This is a genomic window from Bradyrhizobium oligotrophicum S58, assembly GCF_000344805.1.
In the GTDB taxonomy this organism is placed as follows: Bacteria; Pseudomonadota; Alphaproteobacteria; order Rhizobiales; family Xanthobacteraceae; genus Bradyrhizobium; species Bradyrhizobium oligotrophicum.
Genome location: NC_020453.1, coordinates 7,299,237 through 7,317,847 on the forward strand (window position 1 = coordinate 7,299,237; position 18,611 = coordinate 7,317,847).

The 18,611-nt window shown below is 66.5% G+C and carries 11 protein-coding genes; 4 read left to right on the top strand and 7 right to left on the bottom strand.

Annotated elements, in window-relative coordinates; genetic code table 11:
* Nucleotides 1-28: 28 nt before the first annotated feature.
* The 3 genes from S58_RS31705 to S58_RS31715 all read right to left on the bottom strand — a co-directional run bounded on the left by S58_RS31705 (nt 29) and on the right by S58_RS31715 (nt 2,005).
* Nucleotides 29-370 carry a cupredoxin domain-containing protein gene (locus tag S58_RS31705; protein WP_015669529.1) on the bottom strand — a complete coding sequence of 114 codons (342 nt, stop codon included), beginning with the start codon at nt 368-370 and terminating at the stop codon, nt 29-31.
* A 557-nt stretch (nt 371-927) separates the two neighbouring features.
* On the bottom strand, nt 928-1,716 hold the full coding sequence (locus S58_RS31710; protein ID WP_015669530.1) for a cytochrome b/b6 domain-containing protein: 789 nt from the start codon (nt 1,714-1,716) through the stop codon (nt 928-930).
* A gap of 10 nt (nt 1,717-1,726) precedes the next feature.
* Nucleotides 1,727-2,005 (bottom strand): PepSY domain-containing protein, encoded by a 279-nt coding sequence (locus S58_RS31715; protein ID WP_015669531.1) that lies wholly within the window; start codon nt 2,003-2,005, stop codon nt 1,727-1,729.
* Here S58_RS31715 and S58_RS31720 point away from each other — a divergent pair.
* The gene (locus S58_RS31720; RefSeq protein WP_144058431.1) at nt 1,986-2,426 is read left to right on the top strand and encodes a hypothetical protein; all 441 of its coding nucleotides are present in this window, start codon (nt 1,986-1,988) and stop codon (nt 2,424-2,426) included. The genes S58_RS31715 and S58_RS31720 overlap by 20 nt on opposite strands.
* Nucleotides 2,427-2,819: 393 nt before the next feature.
* Here S58_RS31720 and S58_RS31725 read toward each other — a convergent pair whose 3' ends face one another.
* The 3 genes from S58_RS31725 to S58_RS31735 are packed head-to-tail and all read right to left on the bottom strand — an operon-like array spanning nt 2,820 to nt 10,197.
* Complete coding sequence (locus S58_RS31725) at nt 2,820-3,431, bottom strand: DUF4399 domain-containing protein (protein ID WP_015669532.1); 612 nt, start codon at nt 3,429-3,431, stop codon at nt 2,820-2,822.
* 9 nt (nt 3,432-3,440) lie between these two features.
* Nucleotides 3,441-4,943 (bottom strand): formylglycine-generating enzyme family protein, encoded by a 1,503-nt coding sequence (locus S58_RS31730; RefSeq protein WP_015669533.1) that lies wholly within the window; start codon nt 4,941-4,943, stop codon nt 3,441-3,443.
* A 34-nt stretch (nt 4,944-4,977) separates the two neighbouring features.
* Complete coding sequence (locus tag S58_RS31735) at nt 4,978-10,197, bottom strand: hypothetical protein (protein WP_015669534.1); 5,220 nt, start codon at nt 10,195-10,197, stop codon at nt 4,978-4,980.
* Between the two features lie 811 nt (nt 10,198-11,008).
* Here S58_RS31735 and S58_RS31740 point away from each other — a divergent pair.
* Nucleotides 11,009-12,019, top strand: coding sequence for an efflux RND transporter periplasmic adaptor subunit (locus S58_RS31740; protein WP_042340353.1), 1,011 nt, complete (start codon nt 11,009-11,011; stop codon nt 12,017-12,019).
* Complete coding sequence (locus tag S58_RS31745; RefSeq protein ID WP_015669537.1) at nt 12,012-15,167, top strand: efflux RND transporter permease subunit; 3,156 nt, start codon at nt 12,012-12,014, stop codon at nt 15,165-15,167. The genes S58_RS31740 and S58_RS31745 overlap by 8 nt, the downstream gene beginning before the upstream one ends.
* Nucleotides 15,168-15,222: 55 nt before the next feature.
* Here S58_RS31745 and S58_RS31750 read toward each other — a convergent pair whose 3' ends face one another.
* A complete protein-coding gene (locus S58_RS31750) occupies nt 15,223-16,101 on the bottom strand; it encodes a ferritin-like domain-containing protein (RefSeq protein ID WP_015669538.1) in 879 nt (292 codons plus the stop codon).
* Nucleotides 16,102-16,314: 213 nt separating this feature from the next.
* On the opposite strand from S58_RS31750, the gene S58_RS31755 reads away from it, so the two are divergent.
* Nucleotides 16,315-18,609 carry a NosR/NirI family protein gene (locus S58_RS31755; RefSeq protein ID WP_015669539.1) on the top strand — a complete coding sequence of 765 codons (2,295 nt, stop codon included), beginning with the start codon at nt 16,315-16,317 and terminating at the stop codon, nt 18,607-18,609.
* The last annotated feature ends 2 nt before the right edge of the window (nt 18,610-18,611 follow it).

Consider the following 18,611-nt stretch of genomic DNA (forward strand, 5'->3'; position numbering starts at 1 on the left):
CACGCCACCGGGAAGGTCGACGCCCGGATCACTCGATGATCAGCGTGCCCTTGTTGCCCTGATGGAAGTCGTCGAAGAACTCATAGCGCCCCGGCTTCTGCGCCTTGACCTTCACGACGCCTTCCATGTTCGGCTTGATCACGGTTTCGAACTGCAGCGGCTCGCTCTCGAACTCGACGGGCGCGCCATCGAGATTCTTGATCTTGAAGACGATCGGCGTATCTGCCGGCGCCTTCATCTCCGACGGCTGAAACTTGTTGTCCTTGACCGATATCTCGATCGTGGTCTCGGCCGCGCCCGCCGGCAGCGCGAACGCCGCCATCAACAGCGCGACGGCTCCTGCGACCTGTACTTTCCCAAAGATCTTCATGATTTATGTCCCTGTCCCGAATTCACCCGTGTGCCGGATGTCTTCTCCGCGCGCCGTTCTCGACGAGCCTCCGACACATCGTAGAACGACTATAAAGTCCCGAATGCGGCAATTTGCCGTGTCGAAATTTGACAAACTCGCTGTGTGCGACAAAGCGCGCGACTTTATTAGATACGTGTCGTTGAGATGACGTTCAGAAGCTGATCTTCACCGCGCAACGCGGCGCGCCGCAGCCGTCGAATACTGCAAGAAACAAGCGATATTTGCGGCGAAAATAGACACCGCCAGATCGATCGACTTAGTTGATCTCACGGCTATGCTGATATGGGACACGACCGAGCGTCCGCCGCATCATGCAGCAGCAGCCGGCATGGGCCGATGGGCGCACCCGCGTCCGCCGCACGCGGCACGAACAGGCGATATCCGCACAACTCATCCCGCCACAGAACTTGCGACGGAAGAATCTGCCATCGTCATCCGCGCTCGCACGGCGACTGAATTGACCATGTCTCCGGCCGCACGGATCGCCGACAAGCGCACATGGCGGATCCGGCGCTTCACCTGCCCACCCCGAGCCGTTTGTCGTGAATGCTGAGGGAGCGCGGCATGCGCGGCGGGCCTGCCGGCTTCGCGGCTGCAACCGGCGCATCGGCGCGCAATGGCGGCAGATCGGGCACGACCGAAATGTTCTCTTCACGCGCCGGTTGGGGCTCCGGCCTGGTTCGCGGGCTCACCGCTGCCGGCGCGGCCGGCGCTGCACGCACGATGCCCGGCACACGTTTGCGCCCGGTGAGCATGGCGCGAGCCAGGTTTTCCCGCTGCAGCATGCTCATCCACAACGTGCCGAGCACATGCACCGCGATCAGGGCGATGATCGCGTTGGAGGACAGCGCATGCGTCTGTTCGATCCAGCCGACGCCGAAGAAGCGGACCGAGACCTGCATGACGCCGCTCACCGTCGAGACGATCAGAAGCGCGAGCATCACCACGAGCATCGCGGCGCCTGCCGGGTTCAAGCCGAGATACCGCCCCGTCTCGCCGCGCAGCATGCCCACGATGTAGTGCGGCGCCGCCCGCAGCTTGAGGCTGATGCGCGCGAACAGCGAATGGCGGCTGCCGATCATCCCCCAGATCAGCCGGAATGCCACGAGGCCGATGACGGCGTAGCCCGCCAGCCGATGCAGTCGATCGAAGGTGTTGGGCGTGACGCAGGCGACGAGCACGAAACCCGCGAGGGCCCAGTGCCAGACGCGTAGCGGAAAGTCCCAGACCGCGACGGTGCCCGTATGTGAGTTCGCCGGCGTCTCGGACGAGACGCTCCGGCGTGCCTGTCCTGCGTCACGCATGATCGTCAGATCACTTTGCTTTCGTATGCTTCAGCGCGAGGTCCTCGGGGCTGTAGAACAGCTCGAAGAGCTTGCCGCCCTTGACGCCATAGACCTCGTAGCAGGTGCCCTCGATCTTGGTCTGGCGAACCTCGTAGCCGGCGGCCTTCGCCTTGGCTTCGGCTTCCGCCGTCGTCTTCCACGAAGCCTTGTCGAGCTTGGTGCAATCCTTGTAGCCGTCGGCGAGTGCCGCGGAGCCGGACGCCAGGCCCGCCGCAAGTGCTACGACCATGATCTTGATGATCTTCATTATCAAATCCCTCCTCGAAGAACGCGCCATCGGGCGCCTACAGCGCGCGATGCGCGAGATACACAGGCCGGGAGATTTCAACGAAACTTGGACGCGCTCTGCGGCGCAGGCAGGCCTCCAACAAGCATGCGCCGCCCAGATCGTCCTGCATGCAGCCGCAATCTCGCTCGTGCACGGTCTCAACTACGTCCCGGTTGCGATCGAACCGTGTCCGTTGGCCGCTGATCTTTTCTGGAGCCGCCGACCGTGCGGAGATCGCAAGGTTGCAAGTGACATTGATTCGCAAGGCGTATCGGATCAGGAACGGTGCCAGGACGTTCCACACCCGCAGCGCGCGTCACCGTGGATGCAGCGCGGACCACACTCCTGCCTGATTGCAGCTGTGACGACGATGCGGCGACAAAGGATCGGCTCACTGTGAGCTGCGACCTTAGGCCTCAGAAAAATATTTTTGAGTTCACAGATCTTCGCAATGAAGATGCGACGATGACGGCTGCGCGAGAGCGCCGCAGAGCGATGCATCATTGCTCGTCGCCATTACGCGCACGTTTGGGCGAAACGCGACGGACGTACCGAGCCCAAGGTCAATCGCGATCGAAGCCTTCGCCGACGCGCACCGTCGACGGGTCGTGCAGAAACACGGCGAGCGAGGGCAATGCTGATTGCCTCGCCGTCTGGGTCGACAAACCCCGCTGTGCAAGATGGGTCCTGAAAGGATAGTCCGCGCCGGCCGACGAATTGCCGGACTCACCTCGCCACGACGCCTGCGCCGGCCGCGCCTCGGCGCACCGGGCTGCGGCCCATGGAGCGGCCGTCACTTCGCTCCGGTGAAGACGCGGCTGATGAAGTCGGAGCTCTCGGGCGACTTCGTCATCTCCGGCGTCGCGGCAGGCTGCTGCGGCTCCGCAGGCGCGGCGGCGCGCTCCAGGATCCTTTTGCGCTCGCTGGTGCTCCGGGTCGCGCGCGCCTGCTCCTCGCCGCCATTCGGACGGCCCACCGTGATCATGATCTTCTCGGAGACCACCGGCGGATCGAAGTTGAGATGCTTGGTATCGCCCAGCACCAGCTGCAGCGTATGCTTGCCGGGCGACAACTCGATCCGCGCTTCGGTCTCGCCCGCCGCATAGTGGATGTGCTTCTTGTCGCGCGGGATCGGCTGACCGGCTTCCATCGTTTCATCGACGTCGACCAGGAGGTGATGGTGGCCGCTGCCGGCGAAATCGTCACCTGCATGGGTCACGCCCATGTTGCGCAGGCCGAAGCGGCAAATGAACGGGCCGCTCACCGTCTCACCGTCGGCCGGCGCGATGAAGTACACGCGCGCGTCCTTCGCCGATTTGGTGCCCTTGGCCGACACCAGCGACGGCGCCAATGCCAGCGACAGGGTCAAAATGAGGAACAATCGCCCAGACTTGGTCCGCAGCATTCAAATCCCCTATGGTGACGACGCGACACGGAAGCCCAGGGTCGGATGCCTGATACGGCCATCGTAGTGGTCGCGGCTTCCCGCACGGGCATCCGCAGCGCCGTTCTTCCATGATCCCGAGCGGATGACGCGCGCGTAGCTCCCCTCCTCCAGCCACACCGACCCGTCCGTCGGCGCGCCCTTGTAGTTCTTGTGCCAATTGTCCGCGATCCACTGGCCGACGCCGCCGCCCATGTCGAAGAGGCCGAACGGATTGGCCTGGACGCTGCCGACCTTCGGCGGCTGATCCTGATCGGCGTCGCCATTGCCATTGCAGCCCTTGCAGCTGGCCATTCCCGGACGCATGCGATCGCCCCACCAGTATCGGGTGCGCTGGCCGCCGCGCGCGGCATATTCCCACTCGGCTTCGGTCGGCAGCCGGAATGTCTTGCCGGTCGCCTTGGAGAGCCAGGCGAGATAGGCCTGCGTATCGTCGTAGCTCACGTTGATCACGGGACGATCGTCGGCGCCCGAGGCGATGTCCGGGCAACCTGCGGCGGCGACGCACTGCTTCCACTCACCGACCGTCACCGGATTCTTGCCGAGCGAGAATGGACGGACGCTGACCTGATGGACCGGCTGCTCGGAATCATCGTCGCCGCCCATCGCAAAGCTGCCGCCGGCGATCGTCATCATTTCAGGCAGGCGCAGTTTCGGTTCGGGTTCGGGCGACGGCACCGCTCGCGGCGCAGCCGCCGGTTCGGACGACGCGACCGCGGCGACCTCCGGGGCCGCGGCCTGACGCGGCGCGACGAACGAGCTCGACGGCGCCCGCGCGCCGAGCGGCGTGGCCAGCGGCGCAATCGGAGCCTCCGACAGGATTCTGCGTGGTGATGGCGGTGGCGGCGCGGACAGCGCCTCACGCTGCGCGTTGGAGACGCTCGTCGGTGCCGGCGGCGACTGGATCAGAAGCTTGATCTCGCGGAGCGGCAGCAGCACGCCGACAAGAAAGACAATGCCCAGTATCATGACGCCGACGACGGCGCGGATCACGCCCTTCCGGAATGCTGCGGATCTGGCGAGCACCGAGCGCAGCCAGCCGGTGCTGACTACCTCTTCCTGATCGTCCTCGTCATGGCCGTCATGGTCATGGCCGTCGTGCCATCGGTCTGGAAATGCGGCCGCAGGCTCGGGTATCGCGCGCGGACGCGTCGGAGGAACCGCCGGCATGGGTTCATGCGGGGCGGCCGCATCGGCCTCCTCGGCTTCCCACTCCGCATCGAGCGAGCCCTCGAGCGCGCCGCACATCATCAGCAGCAGGCTGCCTTCGCCCTTGCCGGTCCAGCGCTCCTGCACTTCGGGACACTCGACCTGGTCCTCGACGCGCAGGAAGCTCGGCGGGCGCATCGGGCTCAGCGAGACCTGCACCGTACGGCCACAGCGCCGGCAGGTAACCTCGCGCGAATCCATCGGCAGTGTATCCTCGGCGAGCTTGGGTGCCCGCAGCCATTGCAACGCTGAACTCTCGCTCATGCCGTCCTCGCCTGGTGAACGCCCGCGAACCCCGTTACTGACCCCAGCTGGCGAAGGCGTCCTTGAATACGCGGTCGCCCTCGGTGCCCTTCTCGATCGACAACAGCGCCCGGTTGCCGCCCTCGTAGACGATCGGGATGTCGAACCACTGCTTGCCCCTGAGCAGCATGACGTTGCGCTTGGTATCGACCTCGTTGGCGGACAGCGCGACCATGAAGTATTTCGGCGTCACCTTGGCGGTCTGGGTCACCAGCGCCGTGCCGCGCTCCGCCTCCTCGCCCTTGAGGCCGATGCCCCTCAGGCTCGCCAGTCCGCTCACCGCCTGGTCCGTCCAGTCGAATTTCAGGTCCATGACGTGGCTCGCCGGCAGCTCCAGCTCCGCATTCCGCCGCAGCGAGATCGTGACCTTGGTGCCGTTGTCGATCTCGATCTCACCCTTGATCGAAGGCGCCGCATCGAGCCGCGGTCCCTTGCTCTGCTCGAGCGACCACAACACCTTTCCAGGGACACGCTTGCCCTTCGGATCCTGCGGATCCTCGTAATAGAGGAATGCCTGCGCCGGCGTGATCACAGGCGCACTGACTCCCACCGTGGCATGCTCGTCGGCCGCGGCAGCAACCACCGGCTTGCCGTCGGGCATGATCCGCTCGGCGCTGACCTTGCGGGGCCCCTGTTCGCCGGGCAAGGACGAGGCGGCCGTGGCGCCGCTCAAGGCCACCTGAGCCCAGTCCGAGGCGCGCTCCCAGGACACCGCGACGCCGATGATCGCGATCAGCCCGGCGGCGGCCACCGCCATGACGCGCCGGCTTGGCAGGCGCCGGCGCGGCACCGCAGCGCTTTCCGCCGCCTTGAAGGCCATCTCGACGAGCGACGGATGGATCTTGATGTCCTCGACGGAATTGGCGGGAGCCGGCGACGTCGCGACAATGCTGGGCTTCACCGGCCCGGCCGGCTCGTTGCTCTCAGGCGCGACGACCACGGCTGCTGCCGGCGTCAGTTCAACTGGGCCTGGCGAGATCTGCTCCGGCTTGTCGACGACCACCAGCGGCGTGTCGACTGCCGTGCTCACGCGCGGCGGAACCTGATCGAGGTTCGCCGGCTGTAGCACCGGCTGCAGCTCAGGCAGAGCCGGCGGCGTCGCGGCCGGGGCGACGATCTCTGCCGGCGCGCGAGTCGGGCGCCGGCGTAGAACGCGAATCTCAGGCGACGGTTTGGATGCAGCCGTGCGGCTCTCCGACTGTTGCGGCACCGGGCGATCGCTCACCGTAGCCGTGCCGACGTCGGCTCCGGTGCGGCGGGCCATCGAGAGATATTTCGCGACGGTCGCGATCTCCTCCTCCAGCGTATGCGTCGCGATGACCGGGCGCGGTGCCGCCCGCCGCTTCGGTACGGCGGCTGCCGGCCGATGCTCCGGCGCCGGCGCGTAGGCCGGCTTCGAGGTCTGAGGTAGCAGCGGAGTTGCGACCGAAGCCGCCTCGATATCGGCGGGGCGCGGCCGCAGCTCGACGATGCGATCCGGGAAAAGAATCTCGGCGAGATCGCGCAGCGACGCATCCGGCAGCAGCAGCCGGCGCAACGCCGGCGGAATGCCACGCACGGTCTGCGACCCGCTGCGATGGGCGGGACCACCGACGCGGCCGACTCCGGTCCGGGTGGTGTCGCGACGTTCGTCACTGACCAGGACCTTGCGAGCCCGCAGCATCGCCGTCAGCTCGCGCAGATCGGAGCGTGACGCGTGATCGACGACGAGCAGATCGAAGGTGCCGATCCGTGCCGGCAGCAGCTCGGCGACACGCCATGCAGGCATGATTTGACAGGGAATCTCCTCGAGCCAGCCATCCAGCGACCTGCGCGCGGCGAAGCGAAGACGGCGCGCGGTGGGGCCGGAGCATGCCGACGCCATCTTCTGCATGGCGTCCTTGAACCGCTTCAGCGACTGCCTGACGGCGCTCCCTGCGTTCTGCGCAATGCCGAGCGACATGCGGGCGCTGATCACCGATTCGAACAGGGCCAGCGAGCGCTTCTCCAGCCGCAGACGCTGAGACGCGAGATCGTGCAGCAGCTGCCGCTCATCGGCACTTTCGATCCGCATCAGCACGGCCCAATTCCAGGCCGACACCCACTCCGAGAGCGTTGCTGCGTCCCGCCTGCCCGCCGGCATGGACCGGAGCCGATGCGCGAGATCGGGCGCGCCCGCTGCGATCGCCGACCGGCCGGCCGCCCTGATGAACTCGTAGTCCGCGTCCGCCTGGCGGATCTTGTCCATGGTCGCGAGGATGCTCGTCCAGCGCGCTTCGAGCACATGCGAGTCTGCCTCGGCGTCGCCGACCTGCGAGAGCACGTCGGCCTGGACAGTGGCGGCAAGCTCACCGGCTCCGGCAAACAATTCACCGAGACGCGCGAGCTCGACTAACGGTCCCGACACGCGCTTCATGACGCTGCGGATGGCTGCACCGAATGCCGCCGGCCGCTGCAGGCCCGCCACCATCGCGCTGATCTCGCTGTCCTGCAGCGACAGCTTGCGGCAGGACTCCACCACGTTCCGGACAGCGAGTGCAGCGGTGACGATCGCAGCCTCGACCGCCTTGACGACGCGCTCGAGATCGTCAAACGCCCGCGCCGATTCCAGCTGAAGTGCCGGTGCGTCGATCTTGGTCGCAATCGACGTCCATCGTGAGCGAAGCGAATGCAGGTCATGACGCCACAGCAGGAAGCGGCCGACATACTGCCAGTCGGCCGGCGTCACCGGGGCAATGCCGTCGACGGTGATGGCGTCGACCGCCGCCTTGAGGGCCCGCCGCGACGGCGAGAACCGCGCAAACGGCTTTTCGCCTGCCGCGAGCCGCTCGACGACGCGAATCGCATCGCGCTTGGTGAAGGCCTCGACCGGAGCCTGCACCTGTCGCTTGGCGAATTCGGTGCTCCGTGACAGCTGGAACGACGCGTCGCGCGCCCAGCCCACGACCTTGTCGAGCACGGGCGGGACGTCGGTCTTTCCGGCACCGAGCGGCGACAGCCGCGCGAGCCAGGCCTCGTCGGCGATTGCGCGATGGCCGGCCACCAGCGCATCGAGATCGGCAGCCAGGCGGTTGGTCGCGTCCAGCCCGAAGGTGGCGATGGCATCGAGCGCCAGGTCCTCGTCGCGACCGTCGTCGGACGCAGCCCCCGCCTGTTGCCGCAGTTCCTCGTGCAGTCGCAGAATCGCTGCCGCGTCGGGCAGCGCTGCGGCCTCGGGCAACTCGTCGTCGATATGCTTGAGACGCTCGCCGAGCCGCAGCCGCGCCTCGCGCGCCTTGTCGATCGCCGTGACCAGCGGGTCGCTGCCGGCGAGCATCCGCTTCGGACGATCGGTGAACCAGGCATGCAGGTCGTGCGCACCGATCAGCCCCTGGAACAGCTCGAACGGCAGCTCCGGCACGCCGCCGGCCAGGCGCAGATTACGCCGGACGATGTCGCCGATCTCGTCGTCGAGCGAGGCGATCTGCGTGCGCTTCGAAATGATGTCGCGCTCGAGCCGGCCGATCTGACCGACATGATCGCGCAGATTCGTCGTATCGACGATCGACTGCAGCCGGCTCGCCAGCGCTTCGGCCTTCCTGAGCACGTCCTTGTCGGAGCCGGTCGAGCTGACGGTCAGTTCGCGGATGCTGGACGGCAGCCTCTGATGCAACAGCGAGAGCGCAGTCTCGTCGCGCGACACGACGAGGACGCGCGAGCCGAGCGCGAGATGATGGCAGACGACGTTGACGAGGGCCGCGATACGATCGTCGCGTGCGGCCGACTGGACCACCAGGCCGTCCGACCGGGAGAGCTCGCGGACAACCTCGACGTCCTCGGGCGCGGCCGGCAACGGAAAGAACAGATCCCCCTGATCGACGACGACGGGCTTCGGCTCGGGCGCAATGTCGATCGGACCGCCGACGATGCTGGACAGATGCCGGCGCGCCGTGGCGTGCCCCCGGCCGTCCGGCTGCGTCAGCAGAGCGCTCACGGCGGCCGACAGGCAGCACTCGCTCTGCGGCGCATGCTCGATCGCGTTCCTGAGACATTCGATGTCGCGCAAGGCGAGGCTCTCCGGCCGCCGCCGCGCTGAGATCACCCAGCGTCCCCGCGCGATCGCAGCGTCGCTTGCATCCACCACCACCGCGCCGTCGGACGACGACGCGAGATTGCGGTGTGGCTTGTGCCCGAGTTGCACGCCGGCAGCGCTCAGGATCTGTTCGAGACCGATCGGCGCGAACGGCGACAGCTCACCGCGCAACTCCAGCGCCTCGATCAGGCGGTCGGACTTGTCGCGCAAGGCCACCGCCGCATCCGGCGCCACGGCGTCGAGCGCCTTGAGATTGACGGTCGCGCCGACGAAACGCGGACGAACCCTGATCTCGGCATCCGGACGCGCGATGATCTCGATCTCGACGGGACGCTCGAACAGCGGCAGTTCGAATTCGCGCCCGCCGTGCCGCCACGACGACAGCGCGATGCCCCACATGATCTCCGTCGTCTGGTCGGCACCAGCCGCCGCGGCCATGTCGCGCAGCCGCTGATGGATCGCCATCGTCCGGCGTCGGGCGCGTTCGGTCTCGGCCCATGCGGCCCAGGCGCCCTTGACGTAGCGCTCGATCCTCTGAACGAGATCGGGCCGCTGCTCCAGGCGCAACCGTCCGGTCCAGGCGCCGAGGGCCGCCTCCTGCGATGTGGCCAGCGAAAAATCCTCCGGCCGCGCGTGGCGCGCAAAAGTGAGGCGGTTCTTCTCGATCTCGTCGACCGTGATCAGAATGCTTTCGCGCAGCGACGGACGCCGATCCGGATCCGATGACAGCTCGACCCAGGGGGCGAGATCGGCATCGAGAACGGGCGCGTCGGTCGCAGCGAGCGCCTCGACGGCGAGCCACACCGGCCCATCGACGTCGAACGTGTTGAGCACGACACCCGGAAGGCCCTCCAGCTCCTCCTGGTCGAGAGCAAAGCCATCCTCGACGACCAGATGATCCGGCTGGCGTTCGGCCGGAGACCGGTCGTTGCGAATGATGTCCGTCAGGCTGCCGAGAACGTCCTGCAGCGGCTCGATGGCCGCTCCGGTGCCGAGGGACTCGTTCGTCGCAGTCCCCCACGCATCGTCCGACAACTGAGGCTCGAGCGTCGATGCTCCCGCAGCGATGGCTCCAAGCAGCCGCTTGCCATGATCGGCGCTGATCGTTGGGGTACGCTCGATGGAATTGGCCTCGTTGGGCCGCACATTCACCAGCTGGCTCATCGCGCAGATTCCCCTCTCGGCTGGGCCGCAACACCGGCGCGAACTCGGCGGGACGCTGACCGACAAGGATGGCCCCGCCCGTGATCACGGTGCGCCGGACGATCGGAGACTAGGTTCGGTCTGGACAAGCTTTCCTCGCTGCAACGTCGGTTGACATCCAAGTCGTTGCGGAGGGGTATGGCGAAGGTAGGTCACATCAATGACCCGACAGGTAGAGGAATGTGACGAACCTCGTTCCCGCGGAGACATCGGGAGGGAATCCCGGGTCATTCGATGATGAAAATCCCTGGTAACGACCGAGTTAGTCTTCGCTTTTTGTGGAGCGCGACGGCCGCGCGCCGCGGCAAGCTCCGGTTGCAGTCGAATGCGCTAGAATCCGTCTAAGAATACTTCTAACGCCAAGAAGAAATATATCGACGCACGACGAACGCCCGATCTCCACGCCGCAGCACGGCTCCGGCCCATGTTCGGCCATGAACAGGCCGCGCATGCGGCTCGAACGCAAAGTACAGCGCCACAAATTCGGGTACGGGTGGTGCGTGGCAGCCGCCTGGACAGCTCGATCCGGCGCGCCAACTCGCAGCCGTCGCGGCGTTCTGTCTGCCGACGCCTCATCCGAGCTTCAACATCCTCGCGCATCGGAGCCGCAGGGATTGCGAAGTGGCCGCGGAGGTATTGGCAGTATACCGTCTTCGCCAGATCCGCCGCTTCAGGCCGGCGCGGCTTGAAACAACTGGGCAGCTGAAGTAGCTGTGGTTGCCAATACATCAACGTCGTGCTGACGTTCCCCGATCGATGGGGCTTGGACTGCATGGTTTGGCAACGGATGAGAGCTGCGGCCGCGTGCGGTGCAATGCTGTTCGCGTTGATCTCTCTGCCGGGGAGCGGGCAGGCGCAGTCCGCAGCGGGAGCCGGCCGTGAGCCCGCGACGGTCAAGCTTTCCGCAACGCAGCAGACGCAGATCGGCCTGCAGACGGCGGTGCTGGCGACGGAATCCCATCCCGAGCAGTTTCGCGCCTACGGCACCGTGCTGGACGTCGCCCGGCTGACCGACCTGACCAACAACTATGCCAATGCCCAGGCGCAGCTGCAGACGGCGCAGGCGAAGCTCGACGTGGCGAGGCTCGCATTCGAGCGTGCCCGTGATCTGGTGCAGTCGGCGGCGATGCCGAAGAAGGATGCCGAAGCGGCGGAGGGCACGTTCCGCACCGATCAGGCTGCGCTCGCTGCCGCGGAATCGCAGGTGAAGACCTTGATGGCCACCGCGCGGCAGGAATGGGGCGCGGTGATCGGAAAGGGCATCGTCGAGCGCTCGCCGCAGGTCGTGCAGCTGATCGAACGCGAGCAGTTGCTGGTGCAGGTCACGCTGCCGCCGGGCGTGACCTTGGCCAAGCCGCCGCGCGCCGCGCTCGCGCAGGCGCCGACGCGCAGCGTCAACATCGACCTGCGCTATCTGTCGCCTGCGCCGCGAACCGATCCGCGCATCCAGGGCGTGAGCTACTACTTCGTCGCGGCGGGCGACAGCGGGCTTCTGCCCGGGATGAACACCATCGCCTACGTGCCCTCGGGCAAGTCGTTCGACGGCGTGTTCGTCGAAGACACCGCCATCGTGCAATGGCAGGGCCGCGCCTGGGTCTACCTGCGCGCCGGTCCCGAGACCTTCAGGCGGCATCCGATCCGCACCGACCAGCCCGTCTCCGACGACGACTATGTCGTGCAGGACATTCCATCCGGCTCGGAGATCGTCCTGCGCGGCGCGCAGGTGCTGTTGTCGGAAGAGGCCAAGAGCGAGCTTCGCAGCAGCGGCGGCGACGATGATTGACGGCGCCCGCGCGGCTGCCATGGGGCCACAGGCCGCGCTGGTCTCGTTCGCCATCCGCTTTCGCGGCATGGTGCTGGCGCTCGCCTGCACCATCCTCGGCCACGGCATCTTCTCGCTGGGCAACGCCAAATACGCCGTCTTCCCGGAATTTGCGCCGCCGCAGGTGTCGATCCAGACCGAGGCCCCCGGCCTCAGTCCCGAACAGGTCGAGGTGCTGGTCACCCAGCCGATCGAGACATCGATCAACGGTCTGGCCGGCGTGGAGAGCATGCGCTCCTCCTCGATCCAGGGCCTGTCAGTGCTCTCGGTGATCTTCCAACCCGGCACCGACGTGTTCAGGGCGCGGCAGCTGGTGACGGAGCGGCTTGCGGTCGTCGCCAGCAGCCTGCCCCAGGGCGTCAGGGCGCCGGCGATGACGCCGCTGGTGCCGGCAGCCAGCACCGTGCTGGCGATCGGGCTTACGTCAGAGCAGCGCTCACTGATGGATCTGCGCACCATCGCCGATTGGACGGTCTCCCGCCGGCTGCTCGCCGTCGCCGGCGTCGCGCAGGTGACGACCTATGGCCGGGACATCAGGTCGCTCCAGGTGCAGGTGCGCTCCGACGACCTGGTCCGCTTCGGCGTCGGCATGAACGACGTCGTCGCGGCCGCGCGCAAGGCCACCGGCGTGCGCGGGGCCGGCTTCGTCGACACCGCCAATCAACGCGTCATCCTGCAGACGCAGGGCCAGTCGCTGACACCCGAGCAGTTGGCGCGAACCGTCCTGCTGCACCAGGGCGGCGCCAGCGTCGTGCTCGGCGACGTCGCTACGATCGTGAACGCGCCCGAGCCGCCAATCGGCGGCGCGCTGATCAACGGCCAGCCCGGCATCATGATGATGATCAGCCAGCAATACGGTGCCAACACCCGCAACGTCACCGAGCGCGTCGAAGCTGCGCTGCAGGAGTTGCGGCCGGCGCTCGATGGCGAAAAGGTCACGCTTCATGCCGACCTGTTTCGTCCTGCGAACTTCATCGATGCCGCAACCCGGAACGTGCTGTGGGCGCTCTTGATCGGCGGCGCCCTGGTCATCATCGTGCTGTTTTTGTTTCTCTACGACTGGCGCACCTCGGTGATCAGCTGCACCGCGATTCCGCTGTCGCTGTTCTCCGCCGTCCTGGCCCTGCAATGGATGGGGCTGAGCCTGGACACGATGACCCTCGGCGGCCTCGCGATCGCGATCGGCGAGGTGGTCGACGATGCCGTGATCGGGGTCGAGAACGTCGTGCGTCGCCTTCGTGAGAACCGCGGCCTGCCGTCACCGCGCGGCGAAGCGCGCATCGTCTATGACGCCATGCTCGAGGTCCGCAGCGCCGTCGCCTATGCGACTTTCGCGGTTCTCCTCGTGTTCATTCCGATCCTCGCATTGCCGGGCCTTGCCGGCCGGCTGTTCGGTCCGCTCGGCATCGCCTACATTCTCGCCGTCCTGGCCTCCCTGATCGTCGCGCTGACGGTGACGCCGGCGCTGTCGATGATGCTGCTGGCCGGCCGGAAGCCACGCGAGGCGCGCGAGCCGCCGCTGGTGCGCTGGTCACGCCGCCATTATGAAACCCTGCTGCGGCGACTTGGCCGCTTTCCCAAGCTGGTCATGGCCGCCGCCGTGCTCGTGACCATCGCAGGCGCCAGCCTGGTGCCCTTCTTCGGCGGCACCTTTCTGCCCGAGCTGAAAGAGGGTCATCTGATCCTCCACGTCTCGACGCTTCCCGGGACCTCGCTAGACGAATCGCTGCGGCTGGGGGCATTGATCGCCGGCGCCCTGAAGAGCGTGCCCGAGGTGCGCAGCGTGGCCCAGCATGCCGGCCGCGCCGAGGCCGGCGTCGACACCGCCGGCACGCATTCGAGCGAGATCGAGGTCGATCTGAAGCCGGGCCTGTCCGGCGATCAGCAAGAGCTGGCCGAGCAGCACATCCGCGCCGTGCTCGCCAATTTTGCCGGCATCAGCCTGTCGATCAAGACCTACCTGACGGAGCGCATCGAGGAGACGCTGTCCGGCTTCAATGCCGCCGTCGTCGTCAACGTGTTCGGTCCCGATCTCGACGATCTCGAGCGCGCGGCCAGCGACATCGCGCGCGAGCTCGGCGAAGTCTGGGGTGCGATCGACATCCAGCAGCAGTCGCCCCCTGGCATGCCGCAGGTCAACGTCACGCTGCGTCCGACCGATCTGCAGTCCTGGGGCCTCGATGCGGTCGAAGTGCTGGAGCTGATCCGCACCGCCTATCAGGGCGACGTCGTCGGCCAGGCCTATGAAGGCAATGTGGTCTTCAACGTCATCGTCAAGCTCGACCCCGATGCGAGCGCCCGCCCGACCGAGATCGGCAACATGCCGATCCGGACGCCGAACGGCACCTATATTCTTCTGAAACAGATTGCCGACGTCTACGGCACGTCCGGACGCTATGTCGTGCTCCATCGCAACGCGCAGCGGGTGCAGACGGTCACCGCCAACGTCGCCGAGCGCGACCTCGAATCCTTCGTGGCCGCGGCCAAGAAGAAGATCGCCAAGGAGGTCAAGCTGCCGCCGGGCGCCCATGTCGAATTCACCGGTGCCGCCGAGGCGCAGGCAAGGTCGCGACGCGATCTCCTGGTGAACTCGCTGCTGGCGACGATCGGGATCGTATTGCTGCTGTCGCTCGTCACCGGCCACTGGCGCAATCTCGCGCTGGTGCTGATCAACCTGCCCTTTGCCTTCGTCGGCGGCGTGATCGCCGTCGCGCTGACCGGCGGCGTGCTGTCGCTGGGATCGATGGTCGGCTTCGTCACGCTGTTCGGAATCGCGCTCCGCAATTCGATCCTGATGATCTCGCACTACGAGCACCTGGTCGCCGTCGAAGGCCGCGCCTGGACTCTCGGGACCGCGATCGCCGGCGCTGCCGACCGCCTCGTGCCGATCCTCATGACCTCGCTCGTGACCGGCCTCGGCCTGCTGCCGCTGGCGCTCGGCGCCGGCGAGCCGGGCCGCGAGATCGAGGGCCCGATGGCCATCGTCATCCTCGGCGGTCTGCTGACATCGATGGTGCTGAATCTGCTGGTGCTGCCGACACTGGCCCTGCGCTTCGGGCGGTTCGCGCGCGATCCGAGGAGCGGACGGGGCGTCGCCGCTCTCACCTGACCGCCGGTTGCTGTCGCCTCACCTCGGATGTTGCGAGCGCCGATGGCGCGTTGGCTCAGCCGAGTGACCTCAACCAGGCCAGCCGTGCAATCGCCTGCGAGGCAAGTCTCTGCAACAGATCGAGCTGATTGGATTCCGTCGCGCGCTCCGCGCGATCGAGATAGGCGTCCGCGAGCGCCTCAGCAATGATTTGCGCATCTGCTTGCACGAGCGCGGCGGGCAGGCGTGGCAGGTCCGCAGCGTCGGCCGTCGTCGCCATTGTCGTCGCCATGGCTTCGTGCGCGAGCTCGCGCAGGCGGTCTGCCTGGAGGCCATCGCGATGCGCGGCCATCTCACCGAGCAATTCAGCGAGACGACGTTCCAGCTTGCCTGCATCGATGGTATCGGTCGTGGTCGCAGAAGCCCCGCACCTGGCGTCATTCTCCCGATGGTAGGCACGGCGCCGCTCCTTGCGCAGCGTCGCGACATGACCGAGTTCCTCCCGCGCCATCGCCTCGGACGCTGCCTTGACCTCGGCGTTGTCGCTGAAGGCCGCGACATAGGACCAGAACGCGAAGGCTCGTTCCTCGTTGCGCACCGCCATCGACAGCGCGCGGTAAGGGGTCATCAAGCGCGAGCCCTGGATTTCGCTCGCGGCATCGGAGTCCAAGGTTTGCGGTGCCTGCCAGCGCACCAGCGTCGGGTCGGGTGCTCGCCCCGTCCGCGCTTGCGACCACCGCGTGACACTGTCGACGTGCTCGCGCTCGGCTGCCGCCAATTGGGTAAAGACTGCTGCCAGATCCAGCCGGTCCTGACGCTGCATCTCGTCGGCGAGCTCGACATAGCGATCGGCTGCCTCTCGTTCCATCGCGTTTGCGAGCGCGAAAAGCTCGTCGAGCGAATGCAGCGTCCCGGCCGGTTCCGAGCTGAGCGCGAGGGTTCGTGACAACAACATGACGTCCTGGCCTGCTATTATGTTCTGGCCTGTTTGATCCAACGCAACGTTCGTCGAATGGCGAACCACTAGACAGTCAGCGCGAACAGGAGTCAATTTAGCTTGGCTCGATTTACCCTGCGGTTGTCAACGGCGACAATCCTCCTTCCCTAAAACCAGTAATGATCGGAATACGCGTCCTTCGGGAGGCGGGCCGTTCCGCTTGAGGTGATCATGGTTGCGATCGATGTCGCCGCCGATCGAAGACGCTTGGCCGCTTTCGTCGTGGCAGTCCTCGTCGCGCTCTGCATGATCGCAGGAACGCGGGCCGCGCATGCCGCAGGCGACGTCGCGACATATCTGTCGAAGATCACGCCGGGCGAGTTCTTCCCGGAAGCGGATCGCTTCGGCGCGCCGCAAGGCGAGCCGGCGATCGTGCCCGTTTATCGCGGCGATCAGCTCAAGGGTTACGTCTATCTCAACTCCGATTTCGCCAATGCCGTCGGCTATTCCGGCAAGCCGATCCATATCCTCGTCGGCATCGATCCCAAGGGCGTCATCACCGGACTGAGGCTGGTCGATCACAAGGAGCCGATCGTCCTGATCGGCATTCCCGAGCCACGCATTCTCGCCGCGCTCAACGGCCTGCTCGGCAAGGATATGACACCGATCGCGCAAGGCGCGGAGCATCCGCCGCAGGCCGACATCGTCTCCGGCGCCACCGTGACCGTGCTCGTGATGCATGACAGCATCGTGCGCGCGGCCATGCGCCTGATCCGCAGCGCTCGCATCGGCGGCGGCAATGCGGCCGCCGTCGCGCAGCCGAGCGTGATCAAGACGATTGACCCCGACAAGAGCGCGATCCGCGACTGGACCAGCCTGCTCGGCGACGGCTCGGTGCGGCGGCTGCATCTCAGCATCAGCGATGTCAACGAAGCGTTCGCCAAGTCGGGCAACGCCGCGGCCGCGCAAAACCCGGAGCCGGGCAATGCCGACGACACCTTCATCGATCTCTATGTCGCGTTGGCGAGCGTTCCCACGATCGGCCGCAGCCTGCTCGGCGACGACGGCTATCAGCGGCTGAAGGAACGGCTGCAGCCGGGCCAGCAGGCGATCCTCGTCGCCGGCGACGGCATCTACTCATTCAAGGGCTCGGCCTACGTCCGCGGCGGCATCTTCGATCGCATCGAGGTGCAGCAGGACGGCGGGAGCACGCGCTTCCGCGACAAGAACCACACGCGGCTCGGGGCGCTGGCGGCGGCCGGTGCGCCAGACTTGCGCGAGATCGGACTGTTCGTCACGCCGCCCGAATTCACGCTCGACCCGACGCAACCATGGCAGCTTCAACTCCTGGTGCAGCGGACCGTCGGCAGCCGCGACAAGGCGTTTCTGACTTTCGATGTCGACTACGCCCTGCCCGACGCCTACATGAAGCGCGAGACCCGCGCCGTCTCGCCGCCGCCGAAGCCCGCCGCCGCGCAATCGACTCCTGCCGCGCCGGAAGCCGCCATCGCCGACACTGAAGAGCCGCTGTGGATGCGCATCTGGCGGTCGCAGACGGTCTCCGTCGGCATCACCGCGCTGGCGCTTGCCGTGCTCACAGGCATCTTCTTCTTCCAGAACGTGCTGGTGCGGCGGCCGCAGCTCTACACCTGGGTGCGGCGGGCCTATCTCCTGTTCGTGCTGGTCTGGCTCGGCTGGTACGCCAATGCTCAGCTCTCGGTCGTCAACGTCTTCACCTTCGCCAATGCGCTCCTGACCGGCTTCCATTGGGAGTTCTTCCTCGCCGCTCCCCTGATCTTCATCCTGTGGGGGGCGACCGCGGCGGGTCTTCTGTTCTGGGGCCGCGGCCCGTTCTGCGGCTGGCTCTGCCCATTCGGCGCGCTGCAGGAACTGACCAACACGGTGGCGAAGTGGCTCAAGGTGCCGCAGATCACCGTACCCTGGGGCCTGCATGAGCGTCTGTGGCCGATCAAATACATCGTCTTCCTCGGCCTGTTCGGCCTGTCTCTCTATTCGGTCGCGCTGGCCGAGCAGTTCGCCGAGGTCGAGCCGTTCAAGACCGCAATCATCCTGAAATTCGCGCGCGGCTGGCCGTTCGTGCTGTATGCGGCGGCGCTGCTCGGCATCGGCCTGTTCATCGAACGCTTCTTCTGCCGATATCTCTGTCCGCTGGGCGCGGCGCTCGCGATTCCCGGCCGCATCCGCACCTTCGAATGGCTGCGCCGCTGGAAGGAATGCGGCTCGCCGTGCCAGCGCTGCGCCAAGGAATGCCCGGTGCAGTCGATCCATCCCGAAGGGCACATCAACGTCAATGAATGCATCTACTGCATGCATTGCCAGGAGCTCTACTACGACGACCAGCGCTGCCCGCACATGATCCAGGTTCGGCTCAAGCGGGAGAAGTTCGAAGCGATGTCGTCGCCGTCGATGCGCGCCGGAAAAGCCGGACCGAAGACGGTGATCACTCATGCCGGCCAGCCGATGACGGCGCCGGCGCAACCCAGCGATCTCACCAGCCCATCATAAGG

Bases quoted from the DNA above. Each gene is read 5' to 3' on its own strand.
- S58_RS31705 (WP_015669529.1), bottom strand. From the start codon at position 370: ATGAAGATCTTTGGGAAAGTACAGGTCGCAGGAGCCGTCGCGCTGTTG.
- S58_RS31710 (WP_015669530.1), bottom strand. From the start codon at position 1,716: ATGCGTGACGCAGGACAGGCACGCCGGAGCGTCTCGTCCGAGACGCCG.
- S58_RS31720 (WP_144058431.1), top strand. From the start codon at position 1,986: ATGATCTTGATGATCTTCATTATCAAATCCCTCCTCGAAGAACGCGCC.
- S58_RS31715 (WP_015669531.1), bottom strand. From the start codon at position 2,005: ATGAAGATCATCAAGATCATGGTCGTAGCACTTGCGGCGGGCCTGGCG.
- S58_RS31725 (WP_015669532.1), bottom strand. From the start codon at position 3,431: ATGCTGCGGACCAAGTCTGGGCGATTGTTCCTCATTTTGACCCTGTCG.
- S58_RS31730 (WP_015669533.1), bottom strand. From the start codon at position 4,943: ATGAGCGAGAGTTCAGCGTTGCAATGGCTGCGGGCACCCAAGCTCGCC.
- S58_RS31735 (WP_015669534.1), bottom strand. From the start codon at position 10,197: ATGAGCCAGCTGGTGAATGTGCGGCCCAACGAGGCCAATTCCATCGAG.
- S58_RS31740 (WP_042340353.1), top strand. From the start codon at position 11,009: ATGGTTTGGCAACGGATGAGAGCTGCGGCCGCGTGCGGTGCAATGCTG.
- S58_RS31745 (WP_015669537.1), top strand. From the start codon at position 12,012: ATGATTGACGGCGCCCGCGCGGCTGCCATGGGGCCACAGGCCGCGCTG.
- S58_RS31750 (WP_015669538.1), bottom strand. From the start codon at position 16,101: ATGTTGTTGTCACGAACCCTCGCGCTCAGCTCGGAACCGGCCGGGACG.
- S58_RS31755 (WP_015669539.1), top strand. From the start codon at position 16,315: ATGGTTGCGATCGATGTCGCCGCCGATCGAAGACGCTTGGCCGCTTTC.